16 protein-coding genes and 1 tRNA gene are annotated in these 17,237 nt (G+C 50.0%); 1 reads left to right on the top strand and 16 read right to left on the bottom strand.

Going from position 1 to position 17,237, the window contains the following annotated elements:
* Positions 1 to 14 precede the first annotated feature (14 nt).
* From AYJ59_RS03270 to AYJ59_RS03250, 5 genes are read right to left on the bottom strand one after another with little or no spacing between them, the layout of a single operon-like run.
* The gene (locus tag AYJ59_RS03270; protein WP_127119327.1) at positions 15 to 1,016 is read right to left on the bottom strand and encodes a phosphotransferase enzyme family protein; all 1,002 of its coding nucleotides are present in this window, start codon (positions 1,014 to 1,016) and stop codon (positions 15 to 17) included.
* A 17-nt stretch (positions 1,017 to 1,033) separates the two neighbouring features.
* Entirely contained in the window at positions 1,034 to 1,858 is an 825-nt protein-coding gene (locus tag AYJ59_RS03265) for an ABC transporter permease (protein ID WP_206197898.1), read from the bottom strand.
* 9 nt (positions 1,859 to 1,867) lie between these two features.
* The gene (locus tag AYJ59_RS03260; RefSeq protein WP_127119326.1) at positions 1,868 to 2,785 is read right to left on the bottom strand and encodes an ABC transporter permease; all 918 of its coding nucleotides are present in this window, start codon (positions 2,783 to 2,785) and stop codon (positions 1,868 to 1,870) included.
* Between the two features lie 8 nt (positions 2,786 to 2,793).
* Positions 2,794 to 3,852, bottom strand: a complete 1,059-nt coding sequence (locus AYJ59_RS03255) for an ABC transporter ATP-binding protein (RefSeq protein ID WP_029938734.1) — start codon at positions 3,850 to 3,852, stop codon at positions 2,794 to 2,796.
* Positions 3,853 to 3,910: 58 nt separating this feature from the next.
* Complete coding sequence (locus AYJ59_RS03250) at positions 3,911 to 5,068, bottom strand: ABC transporter substrate-binding protein (RefSeq protein WP_051673416.1); 1,158 nt, start codon at positions 5,066 to 5,068, stop codon at positions 3,911 to 3,913.
* Positions 5,069 to 5,331: 263 nt separating this feature from the next.
* On the opposite strand from AYJ59_RS03250, the gene AYJ59_RS03245 reads away from it, so the two are divergent.
* Positions 5,332 to 6,117: a DeoR/GlpR family DNA-binding transcription regulator gene (locus AYJ59_RS03245; protein WP_127119325.1), complete on the top strand. Its 786-nt coding sequence runs from the start codon at positions 5,332 to 5,334 to the stop codon at positions 6,115 to 6,117.
* Positions 6,118 to 6,186: 69 nt separating this feature from the next.
* Here the strand turns inward: AYJ59_RS03245 and glnT are convergent, their stop codons facing one another.
* From glnT to rpoD, 11 genes are all read right to left on the bottom strand, one after another.
* Positions 6,187 to 7,548 (bottom strand): type III glutamate--ammonia ligase, encoded by a 1,362-nt coding sequence (gene glnT, locus AYJ59_RS03240; RefSeq protein WP_029938737.1) that lies wholly within the window; start codon positions 7,546 to 7,548, stop codon positions 6,187 to 6,189.
* 12 nt (positions 7,549 to 7,560) lie between these two features.
* The gene (locus AYJ59_RS03235; RefSeq protein WP_127119324.1) at positions 7,561 to 8,328 is read right to left on the bottom strand and encodes a creatininase family protein; all 768 of its coding nucleotides are present in this window, start codon (positions 8,326 to 8,328) and stop codon (positions 7,561 to 7,563) included.
* A 147-nt stretch (positions 8,329 to 8,475) separates the two neighbouring features.
* Positions 8,476 to 9,453, bottom strand: coding sequence for an ABC transporter substrate-binding protein (locus tag AYJ59_RS03230; RefSeq protein ID WP_127119323.1), 978 nt, complete (start codon positions 9,451 to 9,453; stop codon positions 8,476 to 8,478).
* A gap of 181 nt (positions 9,454 to 9,634) precedes the next feature.
* The gene (locus tag AYJ59_RS03225) at positions 9,635 to 10,495 is read right to left on the bottom strand and encodes a DMT family transporter (RefSeq protein ID WP_068649300.1); all 861 of its coding nucleotides are present in this window, start codon (positions 10,493 to 10,495) and stop codon (positions 9,635 to 9,637) included.
* Positions 10,496 to 10,592: 97 nt separating this feature from the next.
* Entirely contained in the window at positions 10,593 to 11,375 is a 783-nt protein-coding gene (locus AYJ59_RS03220) for an N-acyl homoserine lactonase family protein (RefSeq protein WP_127119322.1), read from the bottom strand.
* 18 nt (positions 11,376 to 11,393) lie between these two features.
* Positions 11,394 to 12,416 carry a fatty acid desaturase gene (locus tag AYJ59_RS03215; RefSeq protein WP_127119321.1) on the bottom strand — a complete coding sequence of 341 codons (1,023 nt, stop codon included), beginning with the start codon at positions 12,414 to 12,416 and terminating at the stop codon, positions 11,394 to 11,396.
* Positions 12,417 to 12,673: 257 nt separating this feature from the next.
* Positions 12,674 to 12,750 (bottom strand) — tRNA-Ile (locus AYJ59_RS03210).
* A 188-nt stretch (positions 12,751 to 12,938) separates the two neighbouring features.
* Complete coding sequence (locus AYJ59_RS03205) at positions 12,939 to 14,306, bottom strand: diguanylate cyclase (RefSeq protein WP_127119320.1); 1,368 nt, start codon at positions 14,304 to 14,306, stop codon at positions 12,939 to 12,941.
* Between the two features lie 15 nt (positions 14,307 to 14,321).
* Positions 14,322 to 14,708, bottom strand: coding sequence for a transporter substrate-binding domain-containing protein (locus AYJ59_RS03200; protein ID WP_127119319.1), 387 nt, complete (start codon positions 14,706 to 14,708; stop codon positions 14,322 to 14,324).
* Between the two features lie 75 nt (positions 14,709 to 14,783).
* Positions 14,784 to 15,143, bottom strand: coding sequence for a hypothetical protein (locus tag AYJ59_RS03195; RefSeq protein ID WP_127119318.1), 360 nt, complete (start codon positions 15,141 to 15,143; stop codon positions 14,784 to 14,786).
* A gap of 241 nt (positions 15,144 to 15,384) precedes the next feature.
* Positions 15,385 to 17,169, bottom strand: a complete 1,785-nt coding sequence (rpoD, locus tag AYJ59_RS03190; protein ID WP_029938749.1) for an RNA polymerase sigma factor RpoD — start codon at positions 17,167 to 17,169, stop codon at positions 15,385 to 15,387.
* Positions 17,170 to 17,237 lie beyond the last annotated feature (68 nt).

The following is a 17,237-nucleotide window of genomic DNA, read 5'->3' as shown; positions in this document are numbered from 1 at the left end:
ATTAAATCACTGCGTTATGATTGAAATTGTGTCAGGTAGGCGTTACCCAACTCCACCGTACCCTGTGCGAATGAATCGCCTAACTCCTGAGCCAAATCCGCCGTCGGGTGCGAGCCCAGCCAGGCGAATAACGTTAAACGCCGCATCATGATGAAGGTCGGAATTTCCCGTTCCTCTTCTTCGGAAAGCGATGCGCTACGTCGATAGCCTTCCACCCACGCGTCAATCACCTTATCCAACCCAGGGTTGGTTTCGATAAAGCTGACCGCAGATGCCAAGTCATATAAAAACCAGCCCAACCCGCAATCGTCAAAATCGATGACTCGGGTGTCGTCACCGCAAATCAGCAGATTCGCCAAGCGAATATCGGAGTGAATCAAGCCGAAACGTTGCGGCGATTGCCCGAAGGCCGCCAGCCGCTGTTTAATCAAATCGGAGACCGCTTCCAGTGTTCCGACATCTTCCGGCTTCAGGCCTGGCCCTTTTCGCCAGTCGCCCCAATTGGGCGTGTCGCCGATGCAACCATCGTAATCCCACACCAAACGGTCAAAATAACTCGGCAACGTCCAGCCGCGTGCGTGGTTGTGCATTTTTCCGGTGACTTCGCCCAACTTTTTGAAGGGTTCGATCAGGTCCGATTCATCCGGTTCGTCGCCGTCGATAAAATGAAATAACGTCACATAACGCACTTCGTCCAAAGCCGCCGACACCACTTCCTGAATCGCGGAACCGTCACGACCGTCGATGGACTGTGGCGTTTGGATACCGGCGTCTTCCTGCAAGGCTTTCATCCAATCCAACTCGGTCTGAATCCCATCGCGGGAATGGTAGTCGGTGCGGTGTACCCGCAAAATCAACGGATCACGATCCGGTAAATCGACACGGTAAGTGGCGTTTTCCGACAAACTCAACAGCTTCAAACCGGTCGGTTCGGGCAGCGCCCACTTTTGCAACGCTTTTTCCGCAACGCCTTGCAGATAGGCCAGTTGCGCGTCATAACTCATTTGTTCAAACATAGATCCTTACGGCTACCTCACGTCTTTGCTCGTTGTTTTTTCTTTTTAAAATGCATGCCCAGCCAATAACTGCCGAACAGAATGATTGCTGCCATCAACACGGTCAGCGATCCCAATGCCGGAACCTGCGGGGTATAACCGGCCACCATTTTGGCGTAGAGCCATTCCGGCGCGGTTTGATCGGCCCCGGTGGTGTAGGTGGACAGCGGGAAATTCCCCCAGGACAATAAGAAAGCGAACAAGGCACCGGAAAAAATGCCCGGCCACAGAATCGGCAAAGTTATTTCCTTGAAGACCTGCACACGGGATGCGCCCAGGTCATAAGCCGCTTCCTCCACCGACGGGTCGAAACCGTAGACCTGAATGGCGATGACCAGTGTGACGATCGGCACAATCCACACCAGGTGCGCGAAAATCGCGGTGTGCCAGGTCGGCGTAATGCCTAATGAGGACGTCCACAACAGAATCGCCAAGCCCAACACCGCCTGCGGAAAGAAAATCGGCAACAGAATCATTTTTTGGTAGATGCTGCGCCCTTTCCAGTCATAACGCGCAAACGCCAGGGCGCCAAAAATGGCCATCACCACCGAAATCACGGTGACCACGGCGGCGATACTCAAAGAAGTGAAAACATACTCCCGAATCGACAAAGAATTGAAGACCGATTCATACCATTTGGTCGACCAAATATTCACCGGGAACATGAAAAACTTGATCTTCGAGAAAGATGCCAACACCACGGCCAGCATCGGCATATACAGGAACAAAATGACAATCACCGTCCACCAGCGCATCAGCTTCTGGTTGGCGGAGGTGAATCGACTTTGATACATGGCTGACATACGATTTCCTTATTTCTTACGACCGAACAAACGGTCTAAATCCAGTTTCGACAACAGAGTCAGAACCAAAGCCCCGATCAACAAAATCAACAGGGTCGCCAATGCGGATCCTAACGGCCAGTTCTGCGCATAGGTAAACGCGGTTTCGATATCGTGCGAAATCATGATGATGGATTGGCCGCCCAAGATTTTGGCTTCGGAAATCGACCCCATCACCAACACGAAGGTCAAGAGGGAACCGATAAGAATGCCCGGCATCGCCAGCGGCAATTCAATTTCCTTGAACACCTGCCAGCGGTTGGCGCCCATGTCAAAACTGGCCTCGCGACAGGATTCCGGAATCATGGAAATGCCCAACACCATCGGGAACAACATGAACGGCAGATAGGTGTACAACAGGCCCAGCAGAATCACCGGCACGTTGTACAGCAAACTCGGCAAATCCACGCCGAACATGGCGTTCAGGGAGCCGTCCAGCACCCCGTGATTCACCAGCATCAGCACCCAGCCGAACAGACGCACGTTTTCCGATACGAATAACGGCAACACCAAAATCAGCGTCAAAATCATCGAGCGCTTAAAGCTTTTCGCCAAACCATAGGCGACCGGCCAGCTGATCAGAATCAACAACACCGTGGTCACCAACGCCAGAATCAGCGACCAACCGAACGACAGGTAATAACTGCTGCTGAAAATATCGGCGTAGTTTTCCAGCGTCGGCAGATGGTCCAGTCCGAATTCTTTCGACGGCATGAAACTGTAGATGCCGACCAACAGTAAAGGCCCGATGAAGCCGGCGAAAAACAGAATCATCACCGGCAGCGACAACAAGAACCCGGTCTGCTTCAACCAGTCTTTCAGCCAGGCCTGGCGAAAACGCTTAGGCGTTTCGGCGCTGCTTTCTTCTTTTACGGATGTCGTTTTCATAACACACCTTATTCTTTCAACAGGATGGCGCTGTCGGTGGACCAGCCCACCTTAACCTCATCCCCTTCGGATACATCAACACCGGCACCGAGCATTTCCACCAGCAGCGTCTTGCCGTTGACCATCACTTGGTATTGGGTGCGTGAGCCCAGCGAATACTGGTTCACCAACGTGCCTTCCAGTTCGTTTTCCGCCGTGTCTTCCGGCGACAGCAAACGCATGTCTTCCGGACGCACAATCAGAATGCCCGAAGAATTGTCGTAAGCCGGATTCGGCGAACGGTAGGTCGCCAACATTTTCGAGTCGGCCAGTTCGTCGCCGCGCACATCCACTTCAAATTGATTGACCTCACCCATGAACTGCGCCACAAAGCCATTCACCGGGCTGTTGTAGATTTCTTCGGGCGTGCCCACTTGAATCAGTCGACCGCGGCGCATAATGCCGATGCGGTCACTCATCACCATCGCCTCTTCCAATGAGTGGGTGATGTAAATAAAGGTTTTGCCGGTCTTACGTTGAATGTCTTTCAGCTCTTTTTCCAGCGTCTTACGCAGACGGTAATCCAGTGCCGACAAAGGTTCGTCGAAGAACAAAATCTCCGGGTCGAATGCCAGGGCACGCGCCAAAGCGACACGTTGTCTTTCCCCACCCGAACATTCGGTAATCATCTTGTCGTAATAACTTTCCGACAGGTGCAATTGCTCGAGCAACTCGATGGCTCGTGCCTTGCGGTAATTCTTGAGTTCGCCCTTGATTTTCATCGGGAACTCGATGTTTTCACCGACCGTTTTATGTGGAAACAGCGCCAGAGACTGGAACACCATGCAGGTCGGCCGTTTATTGGCCGGCACGTCGTTGATGACCTTGCCTCGCAGCGAAATTTCGCCATTTGTCGGTTTGTCCATGCCGACCAACATACGAATCATGGTGGTTTTCCCACTGCCCGACGGCCCGACGATGGTAAAAAATTCACCGTCTTTCACATCGAGATTGATTCGGTCGACCGCCACAAAATCGTTAAAGAATTTGTCGACGTCTTTTAACTTCAGAACCGTTTCTTGATCCATAGTCCATCTCTCTTTCAAGCCGGGCACGTTAGACGTGCCCGCCAGTTTCAATTACGATTTATCCTTTCGCTTCACGACGCGCGGCCGTGTACAGCTCCAACATTTCGGCGTAATCCGGGTTCACGTCGTAATCGGCGCAATGCTCCAACTCCCATTCCAGGCTGTCGAACTGAATCGCATCCAATTCTTTCTTGGTGAAAGCGTTCATGACTTCCGGAATCCCCATTTGGGTAACCGGGTTATGAGACCCTTCCGCAAACGCTACGTTCTTGGACACATCCGGTCTTTGCACGTACTCCAGGAAATCTTCCGCTTTGGTGGACAGGTTCGGGTTATTCACGATGGACGTCACTTCCACCCAGACAATCCCACCCTTGCCATCAATCGGCCCTTCTTTCGGCGTAATGCCTCGAACATTTGAGAAACCGTCGTAACGCGCCACGGAGCACGAATAGGTTCCGCCGGTAAAGTAAGCGTCGATTTCGCCGGTAATCAAGGCCTGGTTCATCGCCAAATGGTCATCCGACGCCAGCTTGGCGTTTTTGAAGATGTAAGTCGCCACTTCCTTGAACTTCTGCATTTCTTCCTTGGTGTGTTTTCTGAACGGCGAGAAGCCGGCCGTGATACACATGTGGTAGATGTTCCAGTTCGCCCAGGTCAGAATCCCGTAACGCCCTTTCATCTTAGGATCCATAAACAGGTTGAACCCTTGGTCTTCCGCCATCGGGCGCGAAATCACATCGGTGTTCACTACAAAAGACAAAGGCCCGAAACGTTGCGTCATCCCCAACAGCTCTTTGTTGTCCAGACTCATGGCCCACTTGTAAGGCCACTTGAACTCGTCCATCATCTTGTCGAAATAGGGTTTAAACCGTTCCTGATCCAGTGGTTTGATCAACCCTTCCGGATAGAGAAGTTCCCGTGCCCAAGGGTTGTTCAGGTTAATCAAATCCCATACCTTGGTTTCGCCGGCGCGCAGTTTATTCACGGCATCCGGGTCGGAAATGACGTTTTCCGCCGACACTTTGGTGTCGAACTCACGACGAAACGGGTCTAGAACATTGTCCGAGTTGTAACCTTCCCACACCAAAATATTCAATTCGTTGGTACGAGCGGCATTCGCCACCCCTGGAAACAACCCTGGAATTGCCGCCGTCGCCGACATTGCCGCTGCAGCTTTCAGAAAATCACGTCTTCCAAAATTAGAACTTGCCATTGCAAACCTCCTATGAGACATCAATAAAATTGGTAAAAACCACAAAAACTTGGTTTTGAGCAAAAAAGCAAACATGCACCCAAATAAAAAATAATTCATTTAAATCAACATATTAATATTTTTCATCTCAATATGAACCATATTAATGCCACATTTTATGCCCGCTTTTGCACCAAAATTTACATAAAAATGTTGTAATCACCACAAAATATTCCACCTAAATACGGTAAGATAAGCACAAATCAATTGTTACGGACTTCGACATGCAACCCATCGCTCCCGCTCGTTTAAACAAAAACCAACGGCACGAACGCATCTTGCATCTGCTGCAAATCAAGCCGGTGGTGCTGATTTCCGAATTGGCGCAGGAATTCAATGTCTCCATCGAAACCATTCGACGCGACATTGATGCTTTAGCCGAACAATCGCTGTTGCAGCGTACCCACGGCGGTGCCGCGAATATGTCGACCGCCAAGGAAGGCGTACTGAATCAACGCAAGAATATTTTTCCGGAAGAGCGTATGCGCATCGCCAAGGAAGCGGAAAAGCAAGTGAGCGACGGGCAAGTGTTAATGTTCGATTCCAGCGTGACCTGCACCTTTCTGGCGAATCGCCTCGCCATCACCAAAAAGGAACTGACGGTCATCACCAACAGCTTTTCCATCGCCATCGCGCTGTCGGAAAACCCGACCCATCAAATCATCATGCTGCCCGGCCAATACCGTGCATCGGAAGGCAGTTGCTATGGCGCCGCGACGGTTTCCGCCGTCCAGCAATTCAATGCCGATCATTGTTTTTCGAGCTGCGGCTCGATTACATTGGAAGGCATTACCGAGTACGACCAAGACGTGGCCGCGTTAAAACGGGAAATGATTAAACGCTCACGCCAAACATCGATACTGGCGGACCATTCAAAATTCGGATTGGGGAAATTGGAACGAGTTTGCGGGTTTGAAGACGTGGATTTATTGATCACCGACCAACCGATGCCGGAAGCGGTCACCAAAGCGCTGAATCAGAACGACGTCAGCTGGACCGTGGTCAAATAACCAAAACGCCCAGGCCTGGCGATTTCCCGCCTTGGCCCGAGCTGAACAGAATGAATCGAATACAGCCAATCAGAACAAGTGGCTGTAACGCTTGATTTCCCATTCGGAAATCGTGCGGTGGTACTCCTCCCATTCTTCGGTTTTGTATTTAATGAACTCGTTGCGCAGTTCGGAACCCAGCACTTCCTCGACAAACGGATCTGCCGCAAAGGCTTCCACCGCTTCCGCCAGGTTTTGCGGCAAGAACTCAATGCCTCTTTCCAAACGCTCGGCTTCCGACAACTCATACAGATTGTCTTCCTGCGGCATACCAGGATCCAATTTCTCACGCACCCCTTGCAAACCGGCCGCCAACACCAACGTCGCCGCCAGATACGGATTCACCGAGCCGTCGGCATTACGCGACTCGAAACGCCCGCCGCCCATCGGCACTCGCACCGAATTGGTTCGGTTATTGGAACCGAAGGAATTGAACACCGGCGCCCAGGAGAAGGTTGCCATCGCTCCTTGGCGAATCAAGCGCTTGTAACTGTTGACCGTCGGCGAGAAAACCGCACACAAAGCCGGACCGTGCTTCAAAACACCGGCGATGAAGTGATAACCGATTTCGGTCAAGCCCAAACCGCGCGGATCGTCTTTCGGATCACAGGCAAAGACATTTTCGCCGGTATCCTTATCGAACAGCGACATATTGAAATGCGCCCCGTTACCGGTTTTATTTGCAAACGGCTTCGGCATAAAGGTCGCCAGCAAGCCTTCTTCCTGCGCATAGTGTTTCGCCATGTAACGGAAGAAAATAAAACGGTCACACATGGTCAGCGCATCACTGAATTTGAAATCGAATTCATACTGACCGTTGGCGTCTTCATGATCGAGCGAGTACAAATCCCAGCCCAAATCGTTGATGGTGGTCGCCATCTTATCCAGCCAGCTGAAGCGGTTCATAAAGCTGCGCACGTCGTAACACGGCTTGATAAGCTTATCGTCCTTATCCGGTACGGACAAGGAGCCGTCTTCTTCCTCTTTCAGCACGAACAACTCGCACTCGATGCCGAGGTTAAACCCAAAGCCCATTTCTTCGGCTTCCGCCAAGACTTTCTTCAAAGCAACACGCGTGTTGATTTCATAAGGCTCGCCGTGCAAGGTATTGTCGGCCGCCATCCAAGCCACCTCCGGTTGCCAAGGCAGTTGAATCAAACTGTCCAGATCCGGCACCGAAGCGATTTCATCGTCGTTCGGCATCTGCCCCAAACCATCCAGCGCGTACCCCGTGTACAATTCCGACCCTTCCACCATATGGTGCAAATGATCGATTGGCACGAATTTGCCTTTCGGTATCCCGTGAATGTCCACGTAAGCGCCCAAACAATATTTGATGCCCATGTCCTTTAAGCGGCGTTGCATGGCATCCACATCAATTTTCGAATTCATTTGTTTATCCTTTTATCCCTTTGTTTGATCAAAATAGCCGTGAGGCAAAGGCGCCTCTTCTTGTAAACCTTTCATCACCAGAGCGCTGAGGTCATCCACCATCCAATCGAACAGCTCCCGGCCTTTTTCAACCGAAGCGTCGCTCGGTTTTCCGGTCACGCCATTCAAACTGGTGCGATTCACCGGATGGGAAAACACGCAGTCTTCCGTCCGATCCGGGTCATCACTGGTTGCTAACTTATCGTCCCGCACCAGGTTCGGCGCCAACGCCATCATCAATGACGTTTCCGCCTCATTAGCGTGCCAATCCTCGGCATCGTCGAAATGCCGCGCCTTGACGCGTTCACTGACGGTGGACGAATTAATCAGCGCCACCATAAAGCCGTCGTGTTCGGCACGCAGCATTTCCAACGCGCAGCGTAACGGTGCGAAATTGGACACATGACTGTTGAGAATGAACAGGCGCTTGAACCCGGAAGCCGCCACCCAATCGCCGATTTCCTTAACCACATCAATCAAGGTTTTCGGCTGCAAGGCAATGGTGCCCGGCCAGCGATGCGAGTGCCCGATGGAACAGCCGTAAGGCAAAGTCGGCAGCACCGCAACCTGGGTTTTGGCCGAGACCTGCTCACTCAAGTGGCGGGCAATTTCCGAATCCATGCCACACCCTAGGTGCGGGCCATGCTGCTCGGTCGCACCGACCGGCAGCAATGCGGCATCCATACCCTGTTCGACCAACTCGCCGATTTCTTCCCACGTCAGGTCATGCCATAACTTCATGGTTTTCTCCTTCAACTCGGTTTTCAAGTCAGCCGCAGCCCTTACCCCATATCAGGTACGTTGCGAATAACAGAAAACAGAGAGGTGTTAAAAGACAAGGCCACTGGAACCAGTGGCCTTTTGAGTCCGCTTCAGCCGTTCAGCCGATTACAGACCCGTTGTGATGGAAGGGTCAATATAAGCGTTCACGTCTTGTGGCGTATCGTAAACTTTGTTGGCGACGTTGAAGTCATCAGACAATTGCGTCGAACCATACAGAGAACTGAAACCATCCCCTTTTTGGAAGTGTTTCTTCGCTTCTTCCAAGGTCAGGATTTTGGTGCCGTCCACAAACCCTTTGTACTCGTCCGGAGACAGACCGACACGAGAAGACATGATTTCGATGGCTTCGTCATAGTGCTTCGGATCCTTGATGAAGTCCACAACGCGATACCAGACTTTGGCCACTTTTACCCAATCGTCGCGATTCGCCGACAAACTGCTTGGCGAGACACACAACATATCGTAAATCAAACCTGGCTCATCCTTACTGGTATAGATGGCTTTCGAACCCGGTACCAAGTTCAATGCCGAACCGGAGCTTGGTTGCCAAGCGACAATCGCATCCACTTGACCGGACGCCAAGACTTGTGGGGTTTCATTGGTCGGCACATTCACCAACTCCACATCACCTTCGCTCATGCCATTGGCTTTCAAAGCGTTCAGCAACAACAGGTGGCTCACGAAACCGACTTCCACGCCGACTTTCTTGCCTTTCAAATCCTTAACGGATTCAATGCCCGGCGCACCGATCACCATATCGTTACCGTTACTGTAGTCGTTCATTAAGAACATGACGCTGCGCGCACCGGTCGCACCGGTTACCAACGCATCACCGTTGGTCATGCCAACCGCGTCCAACTGTCCGGCCGCGAAGGCATCCATTGACGCCACATAGTCAAACCATTCGAATTTGACGTCCACGCCTTCTTCTTTAAACCAATCTTTTTCGATTGCGACCTGCCAAGCCACCCATCCTGGCCAGTCACTGTATCCAATCTTCAACGGCTCGGCACTGACCGACATCGCTTGAACGGAAAGCAACAGCCCCGCAAGACCACCTAATAGCTTTTTATATGAGAACATGATTACACCACCTTAGTTATTACAATTTAAGAGAAAGGTAATAATTTATAAACACAGGTCGAACCAAAAAACTTTTTGTCTTTATTTTTCAACAATATAACAAAAATAACGTGATTTTAACCAACCCTAAGATCGGTTAAATCGCATTACTTTGGGTCAAATATTTTTCATATGGTGCAATTCAGTGCCCGTTTGCACGACGTGCTTCCAGGAACGCGGCCACCACAATTAACAAGCCGCCGACCATTTCCGTCGGACTCATGGTTTCATTCAACAGAATACTGGCCGACAAGACCGCCGTCACCAGCTCCATAATAATGATGATTGAAGAACGTCCGGCTTCCATGTGCGTCACCGCCCATTGCGTTCCGAGGTTGGCCATCATCATCCAAACCGCGCCGAACAAGAACAAAATTCCCCAGGCCTGAAGGCTGACATCCGGCAAGGTCGGCAAGGACATCACCTGAATGACCCCGCTGGCCATCAACACCGAACCGCCGAACATAAAGGCCAACTTCAGCGACACATCCACCTTCGGCGACACTCGGAAAGCAATGTTATTCATGGCAAACAAAAAACCGGACAACAGCGCCAGCGCATCAATCCAGGACGGCGGCGATTCCAGGGCTTTCCAACCGCCCACCACCAAGAAGGCGCCGGACACCGCCAGCCCCAATCCCAACCAACGCACCCGGTCGATGGCTTCCCCCAAAAACAGACGGCCGCCAATCACACCCCAAACCGGCAAGAGATAAAACAGCACCATGACCCGAATCACTTCGCCGTAAATCATCGCGGTATTGAACGCCAACTGCGCCCCGCCGCCCAGCACACCGATGGCCAGCAAGATTTTCCAGGACGGGCGAATTTCCGAACGTTTGCGCCAAATCCACGGCAAAATCACCACCAACATAATGGTGTACAAAAACAAGGTCAGCGGAATCCCGTCAAACCCCATTTCATGCAAATACTTCAACGGCAACCAAGCCAGGCCCCATAACACCGAGGAAAAAAACAGCACCACCGTGGCGACAAGTTCCATAACCTAAAATCCTTAAAAATCCATCATCCAAAAAAAAGACAGCGTGACGCTGCCGGGTAAGTTACTAACGTAAAGCGGGCCTGACGGCTCCGCCTTTCTATTCGAAAAAGTTCGGGAATCGATTATGGCGCTGGAAAAATGCCCAATCATGATTCGGCCAAAGCGCCGCCTGCTGTTTTTCACTGAGGTATTTCAATTTACGGATACTCTCGATCGCCAATTGCTCGTTATCCTGCCAGCACAAACCGGGCGCGACTTCGTCTTCGATATTCTCCGTCAAGTCCGCCGCATCGCCTGCCAACAAAATCGGCGGACCTTTCGGCAACTCCACCAGCATCGACATATGCCCCGCAGTATGGCCCGGAGTTTCAATCGCGCTGACTCCGTCGGTTAACTCGTACTCGCCGGTTTGCAACTTCCAATTCAAGGGCAACTCGAAATCGGACGCAAAATAAGCATCGTCCGCCGGCTCTTTCGCCGCCGCCATTTCCTGAGCGTGGACATGCACTTCGGCATGGCAGAATTCGCATAAGCCGCCGGCATGGTCGAAATGCAAATGACTGCAAAACACCAAATCCACATCTTCGGTTTTCAACCCCAGTTCCTGCAAACGATTCGGCAAACGTTCTTCCTCATCCATTTCCGGTGGCCCGAATGGAAAACCGTCGTGCTCGTAATAATGGGCACGCTGCTCTTTTTGCTGAATTTTTTGATAATCACAGCCCACATCAAACAGAATGCGACCGTTTTTGGTTTCAATCAAATAGGCCAAAATCGGCGCCTGAATGATTTCACCCTGTCCGCGCCCACGCGTGGACAAGGTTTTTTCATAGGTATGACGGCCGGTGAGAATTGGCCAAAATTTGGTTACTTGGGTCATATTCGCTCCAATCTCGTTTTAATGCGCGGTCAGGAAAGACACGCCATCCACACCGATAAAGCTCTCGCCTTCATCCTGCTTCACCGGCAAATTGACAGGGTCGGCGTTTAAAATGCGCGGCACACGATAACGGTGGAAACTTTTCATGAGGTGGCGGAACGTCAGCACTTGACGATCATCATCGCCATAGGATTCCTGGTGCAATTTCGGCAATCGATACCAGGGCTGCAACATGCTGTCATGATGGACATTGTGGTAACAGAAATTCAGCACCAGCAAGTTCACCCAAGGATACTTTTCCGACAGCAGATTGGAATAGGTATTGTCGTGCTCGAACTGAGCGTCGCGCAGACGCGCTTCCGGCCCGCGCTTTTGATCCAGAGTTTCATACACCTCATAAGTATGCTGATGCACATCCATAAAGCGCATCACCGTCAAGAACATCAAATACGCAATCGGATACAGCCACAACACATCGATCGACACCGAAGCCAGCGCCCAGAAAAACGCCACGCGAACGACCAAAAAGAACACCACGCGCGCCCGTCTGGAACGACGGCTTTCTTTAATGAACGGCAAGACGATGACCAGAAAATGCATCCAGACTTCCAACGCCGGAATGTAAAACCATTCCAGAGTTTTCAACAGTTTCAAAAATCGTGGATGCTTTTCCAACAACGGACGAAAGTCGAACGACACCACATCCGCCCGGTCGATATGATGGCGGTTATGTTTATTACGAATATCGTCGAAATGCGAATAACTGGTGCCGGTAATCCACAACAGAATTTCTGCAAACCACTGGTTATGCTCCTTTTTCCGGAACAAACTCAAATGCGCCGTTTCATGAATCAAGTAGGCCGCAATCACCATCGAATGCGCCAGCGCCAAAACCCCCACCGCATTCAGCCAGCCCGAATCGGACAGCATAAAATACAACCCGAATCCATAGGTCAATAACACATACCCAAATGCCAACGCATTCGGCAAGGCTGCATCGTCATGCCGGAACAAACCGGTTGCCTTATTTGTTTTCACCATCTTCGCCTCACTTAATCCACTGATTTCCCAAAACCGCCAGGCCTGGTGATTATTCAGTCGATTCACACATTATTATGAAAGTTAAATTTAGTAATAATAAAATTATGTGCAAATCTGCAAGCATTTTGCATGCCATAGAATTAAGCGATTGATTTTGAAAGGTTAAGTTAAAAAGTACAGATGAGTACCATTCTAAAACGCACTAAACTGGTGCTAGACAAACACACTCATGAAACAAAAAAGACCATGAATGAAAATGGTGCCTCCTCTGTGACTTGAACACAGGACCTACCGATTATGAGTCGGGTGCTCTAACCAACTGAGCTAAGGAGGCAGATTGACGTGCAATTTTTGAAATCCTGATTGATACAGGATGACAGATACAGCGATTGAAAAGGACGATATTATAAAGAAAATAACAGGGTTTTCATCATGTTTTTTGGCGAGCACCCAAATCGCTCTCATAAAACGCACTCAAAAACAGGGCGCTAATCCTATTTCGCAAGGACGCCTTATCAAGGTTTATGGCATCGAATCATGGTCGATTTCAGAATACGCGGTGACCTGATTGCGCCCTTTATCTTTTGAGACATACAGCGCTTTATCCGCTTGAGCAAGTAGTCCATCGATATTGGCGCTTTCCCGGTTACTTTCAACCACCCCTAGACTGACGGTAAATTGAATAAACTGCTGATTATGTTCTAACTCGATTTGACTGATTTGCTGGCGAAGAGTTTGCGCTATAGCCAATGCTTCCGTTTCAGCGGTATTAGGCAACAGCACCGCAAATTCTTCCCCGCCTAACCGACCCAACAAATCGGCCGGACGTAGATGGTTTTGAAGCGTGTTGGCAAACGCTTGCAATGCTTTGTCCCCCAAAGCGTGGCCATAGGTGTCGTTGAGTTTTTTAAAATAATCGATATCCAACATAATCAAACTCAACGGCATTTTTTGCTGATACGCTTGATCCAACATCCGTTGCCCAAAATCAAAAAACGCACGGCGGTTGCTGAGCTGTGTTAGCGGATCGCTGTACGCCAGTTTTTCCGCGCTTTCTTTGGCCTGTTCTAAATCGAGCGTACGAGCCTTGACCTTTTCATCCAGCTCTTGGTTCAGCTTTAACAACTCGTGTTGATGACCGTTCAATCGCCGGATCATTTGATTGTAACTGTCTTTTAAAATAAGCAGTTCATTTTTATCCGTCCACGGAATTTCCAAGTCAATGGACTGCGGGGATTGAGTGTTTTGCTGCTGAATCTTCAGGGTGAATTCCTGCAGCGGGCGCCCTAAATATTTTCTGATGAAGAAATAAATAATGAACCAAAGCGCGAAGGTTTTGATTAAGGAGTTAATCAGAATCAGAAAGAAGCCGTATTTGACCCGTTCGAATACCAGATGGTCATTGGAATAAAGTGTCACCTTTCCTAAGGGAATATCTTCGTCAAACGCCGGGCCTTGATAATGAATGGGGAATTGGTAATCGAAAAGCGATTTGGCGCCCAGGCCGAAAAGCTGCTGCTCAGTGGGGTTGCCCATCGAGTCAAAGTAGGTGACTTCGTTTTGTTCATTGAATACGGTGCCGATCTGCAAGTCCATCTTGTGGTCGAGCGATTCGATTTTAACCCCCACCACGATGGGAAGGTTGTACATGCCTTGTAAAATGGAGCGCAACAGTTCTTGATTGTACGTCCAAACCGAATCGGAAATGCCCTTACCAAAGGTGGCCGGTAAGGTTTGGATTTCTTCATAAAACTCTTTTTTGGTGTTTTCGTATTCTTTGTAAAGCTGAATCACCGTCACCAATACCGCCACCAAAAAATAAAACCCGAAGATGACGGTCAACAGGTGGAGCGCAATGGATTGGCGATAACGATTCAGTAAGCCACGCATTTAAGTCATCATTCTTTATTGTGCTTGCCAATCTTGAATGCCGTAACGCTCCAGCAATTCTTGTAAACGACCGCTTTTTCGCATTTTCAGGGTTTCTTCCGAGAGAATTTTGGCGTATTCCTCGGACTTAGGGTTTTTCGGCGAGAAACTGCTGTAAACATCAATCACCGCGCTGGTGGTGCCGGACACTTTCACTTGGTCCGATTTGCCCATTTGTTTGGCCTTATATTCCAAGACGATTTTATCTTCAATGATGGCGGTCAAACGGCCATTGATGAGCATTTCAATCAATCTTTCCAGAGGCTTTTCGCCGGTAATGGCCAGAACATTTTCCGGATTTTGATTAATGTAGTCCATCACCGTCGGATCCACATAATCGTACCCTTTGATGATGCCGATCATTTTCGCTTGCTTGAGCGAGTCGGTTCCGGTATAACGCCAGGACGCGTCTTTCTGACTGAAAAAGGTGCTGTTGCTTTAGCCCCTAATACACATCCCTAACGGAAAATCGGGAAACACGAAATCCGGCGCTTCTTCTCGGAAGCAGGCCATGGTGCCGTCCAGCTTGCCTTCTCTAATCAGTTGCAAACCTCGGTAATAAGAAACCTCGACAAACTCCACCTCATGCCCTCTCGCTTTCAGTGCCTCCTCCATCAAATCGCCCAAATAACCGACCTTGCCTTGGTTTTGACTGGGAATGCAGTCGTAAGGGCACCATTCATCGGTCGCGATGCGAAGGGTATCCGAAAACGCATAAGTGGGGAGAATGACCATAAGACAGGTCAATATCAAGCCGAAGCTCAGAGAGGTTTGGGGTTGCTTGGCTTGCGCACGCATGGTGATACTCCAAATAAAAGTAAGGTTTTTCCATTATAGGGTTTCCACCCGAATACTTCCATAAGAGTTATTTCGAATGAAATGCGTGATTCATTGACCGAATAAAATGGCGTTAGAGGCGAGAACAGGTCAGAAATGAAAACGTTGGAAAGAAATGAAAAAACCACCAGGCCTGGTGGTTTTTCAGAGGCCCATTACGAACGAGCCCATAATGTTTGCCGTGTTTTAGGCGGTTTGGAAATCAGTCCAAAAAGCTTTTTAAACGCTCGGCACGGCTTGGGTGGCGCAGTTTGCGCAAGGCTTTGGCTTCGATTTGACGGATACGCTCACGCGTTACGTCAAACTGTTTACCAACCTCTTCCAACGTGTGGTCGGTGTTCATGCCCAAGCCGAAACGCATACGCAACACTTTAGCTTCGCGCGGCGTCAAGGTGCTGAGCATTTCACGAACGGTTTCGCCCATGCCTTCCAAATCGGCGGAATCCTGCGGAGACAGGATATTGGAATCTTCGATAAAGTCGCCCAATGAGGAATCTTCATCGTCGCCGACCGGGGTTTCCATGGAAATCGGTTCTTTGGCGATTTTCATCACTTTGCGAACCTTGTCTTCCGGCATTTCCATTTCTTCGGCCAGTTCTTCCGGCGTCGGTTCACGACCCATTTTTTGCAACAACTGACGCTGGATTCGGTTCAGCTTGTTGATGGTTTCAATCATGTGCACCGGAATACGGATGGTACGCGCCTGGTCGGCAATCGAACGGGTGATGGCCTGACGAATCCACCAAGTCGCGTAAGTGGAGAACTTGTAACCACGACGATATTCGAACTTTTCCACCGCTTTCATCAAGCCGATGTTGCCTTCCTGAATCAAGTCCAGGAATTGCAGACCACGGTTGGTGTATTTTTTGGCGATGGAAATAACCAGACGCAGGTTGGCCTCAATCATTTCACGCTTGGCGACACGTGCCTGACTCTCGGCCTTGCTCAAATCCTTGTAGATGGTTTTGAATTCGTTGATCGGCATTTTTTCCGATTTTTCAATCATCGCCAAACGCTTTTGCGCCCGCTTCACTTCGGAACGCACCGCTTCCAACGCATCAGCTTTATCCGAATGCGCTTCTTTCAAACGATCAATCAATTCGTAATCGGTTTCGGAACCGACGAACAGTTTCAAGAAGCTAGGACGCGGCACACCGGCTTGACGCATCGCCGCGTTTACGATGTTACGCTCCTGCTCGCGAATGCCGGCGATTTTCATTTTGATGGTCTTGATCGTACGGTTGACGAACACCGGCGACAATTTGACCGTCGCCAACAATTCAACGACTTTCGCACGCTGCTTGACCGACTTCGGATCGGAATAGCCTTTTTCGGCCTCCATCTTTAACGTTTCGGTATTCAGCTTGTCGAGATTTTTCAAGAACTCGTCCAGCTCTTCCTGATTGATACCGTCTTCTTTCGGTTCACCGGAATCGTTATCCGGCGACAATTCTTCAATCGGAATATCCACCAGGTCTGACGGACGCACAAACCCTTGAATCAAGTCGGCGGTTTTCCCTTCCCCTTCGTCGATGCGAGAGAAAGAGTTCAACAAATCGGTCGCAACCACCGGGTATTTCGCCATGGCTTCCAGCATGTCGCGGATGCCGTATTCGATACGCTTGGCAATCTCAACCTCGCCCTGACGCGTCAACAGTTCGACCGACCCCATTTCGCGCATGTACATACGCACCGGATCGGTGGTACGACCGAATTCGGCATCGACTTCCGCCAGTGCCAAAATCGCGGCCTCAGCGGCGGCATCGTCGAAGGTTTCACCTTCTTTGGTCAAAAGTTCGTCGGAGTCCGGCGCGGATTCGAACAATTGAATCCCGAAATCCCTTAGAATCGTTAATACTTGTCCAAGCTGATCTTCCTCGATGTCATCCGGCAGAACATCGTTCACGTCGGAAAACGTCAAGTAACCCAGATCCTTGGCTCTTTCAATCAAGTCGATTAACTGCTGCTTTCTTTCTACTCTTGTCATCTTTGCCTCAATTTTAGATTCTAAGGAAGGAACCGAACCCTCCAAAAAATAGAACAGAATATTATACT

It is taken from the genome of Thiomicrospira sp. S5, assembly GCF_003991075.1.
In the GTDB taxonomy this organism is placed as follows: domain Bacteria; phylum Pseudomonadota; class Gammaproteobacteria; order Thiomicrospirales; family Thiomicrospiraceae; genus Hydrogenovibrio; species Hydrogenovibrio thermophilus.
Note: the sequence above shows the minus strand (reverse complement) of the source record. Positions and strands in the feature narration are given on the sequence as shown.

Excerpts from the sequence above, each read along its gene's own strand:
- AYJ59_RS03270 (WP_127119327.1), bottom strand. The coding sequence starts at position 1,016 with ATGTTTGAACAAATGAGTTATGACGCGCAACTGGCCTATCTGCAAGGC.
- AYJ59_RS03265 (WP_206197898.1), bottom strand. The coding sequence starts at position 1,858 with ATGTCAGCCATGTATCAAAGTCGATTCACCTCCGCCAACCAGAAGCTG.
- AYJ59_RS03260 (WP_127119326.1), bottom strand. The coding sequence starts at position 2,785 with ATGAAAACGACATCCGTAAAAGAAGAAAGCAGCGCCGAAACGCCTAAG.
- AYJ59_RS03255 (WP_029938734.1), bottom strand. The coding sequence starts at position 3,852 with ATGGATCAAGAAACGGTTCTGAAGTTAAAAGACGTCGACAAATTCTTT.
- AYJ59_RS03250 (WP_051673416.1), bottom strand. The coding sequence starts at position 5,068 with ATGGCAAGTTCTAATTTTGGAAGACGTGATTTTCTGAAAGCTGCAGCG.
- AYJ59_RS03245 (WP_127119325.1), top strand. The coding sequence starts at position 5,332 with ATGCAACCCATCGCTCCCGCTCGTTTAAACAAAAACCAACGGCACGAA.
- glnT (WP_029938737.1), bottom strand. The coding sequence starts at position 7,548 with ATGAATTCGAAAATTGATGTGGATGCCATGCAACGCCGCTTAAAGGAC.
- AYJ59_RS03235 (WP_127119324.1), bottom strand. The coding sequence starts at position 8,328 with ATGAAGTTATGGCATGACCTGACGTGGGAAGAAATCGGCGAGTTGGTC.
- AYJ59_RS03230 (WP_127119323.1), bottom strand. The coding sequence starts at position 9,453 with ATGTTCTCATATAAAAAGCTATTAGGTGGTCTTGCGGGGCTGTTGCTT.
- AYJ59_RS03225 (WP_068649300.1), bottom strand. The coding sequence starts at position 10,495 with ATGGAACTTGTCGCCACGGTGGTGCTGTTTTTTTCCTCGGTGTTATGG.
- AYJ59_RS03220 (WP_127119322.1), bottom strand. The coding sequence starts at position 11,375 with ATGACCCAAGTAACCAAATTTTGGCCAATTCTCACCGGCCGTCATACC.
- AYJ59_RS03215 (WP_127119321.1), bottom strand. The coding sequence starts at position 12,416 with ATGGTGAAAACAAATAAGGCAACCGGTTTGTTCCGGCATGACGATGCA.
- AYJ59_RS03205 (WP_127119320.1), bottom strand. The coding sequence starts at position 14,306 with ATGCGTGGCTTACTGAATCGTTATCGCCAATCCATTGCGCTCCACCTG.
- AYJ59_RS03200 (WP_127119319.1), bottom strand. The coding sequence starts at position 14,708 with ATGATCGGCATCATCAAAGGGTACGATTATGTGGATCCGACGGTGATG.
- AYJ59_RS03195 (WP_127119318.1), bottom strand. The coding sequence starts at position 15,143 with ATGCGTGCGCAAGCCAAGCAACCCCAAACCTCTCTGAGCTTCGGCTTG.
- rpoD (WP_029938749.1), bottom strand. The coding sequence starts at position 17,169 with ATGACAAGAGTAGAAAGAAAGCAGCAGTTAATCGACTTGATTGAAAGA.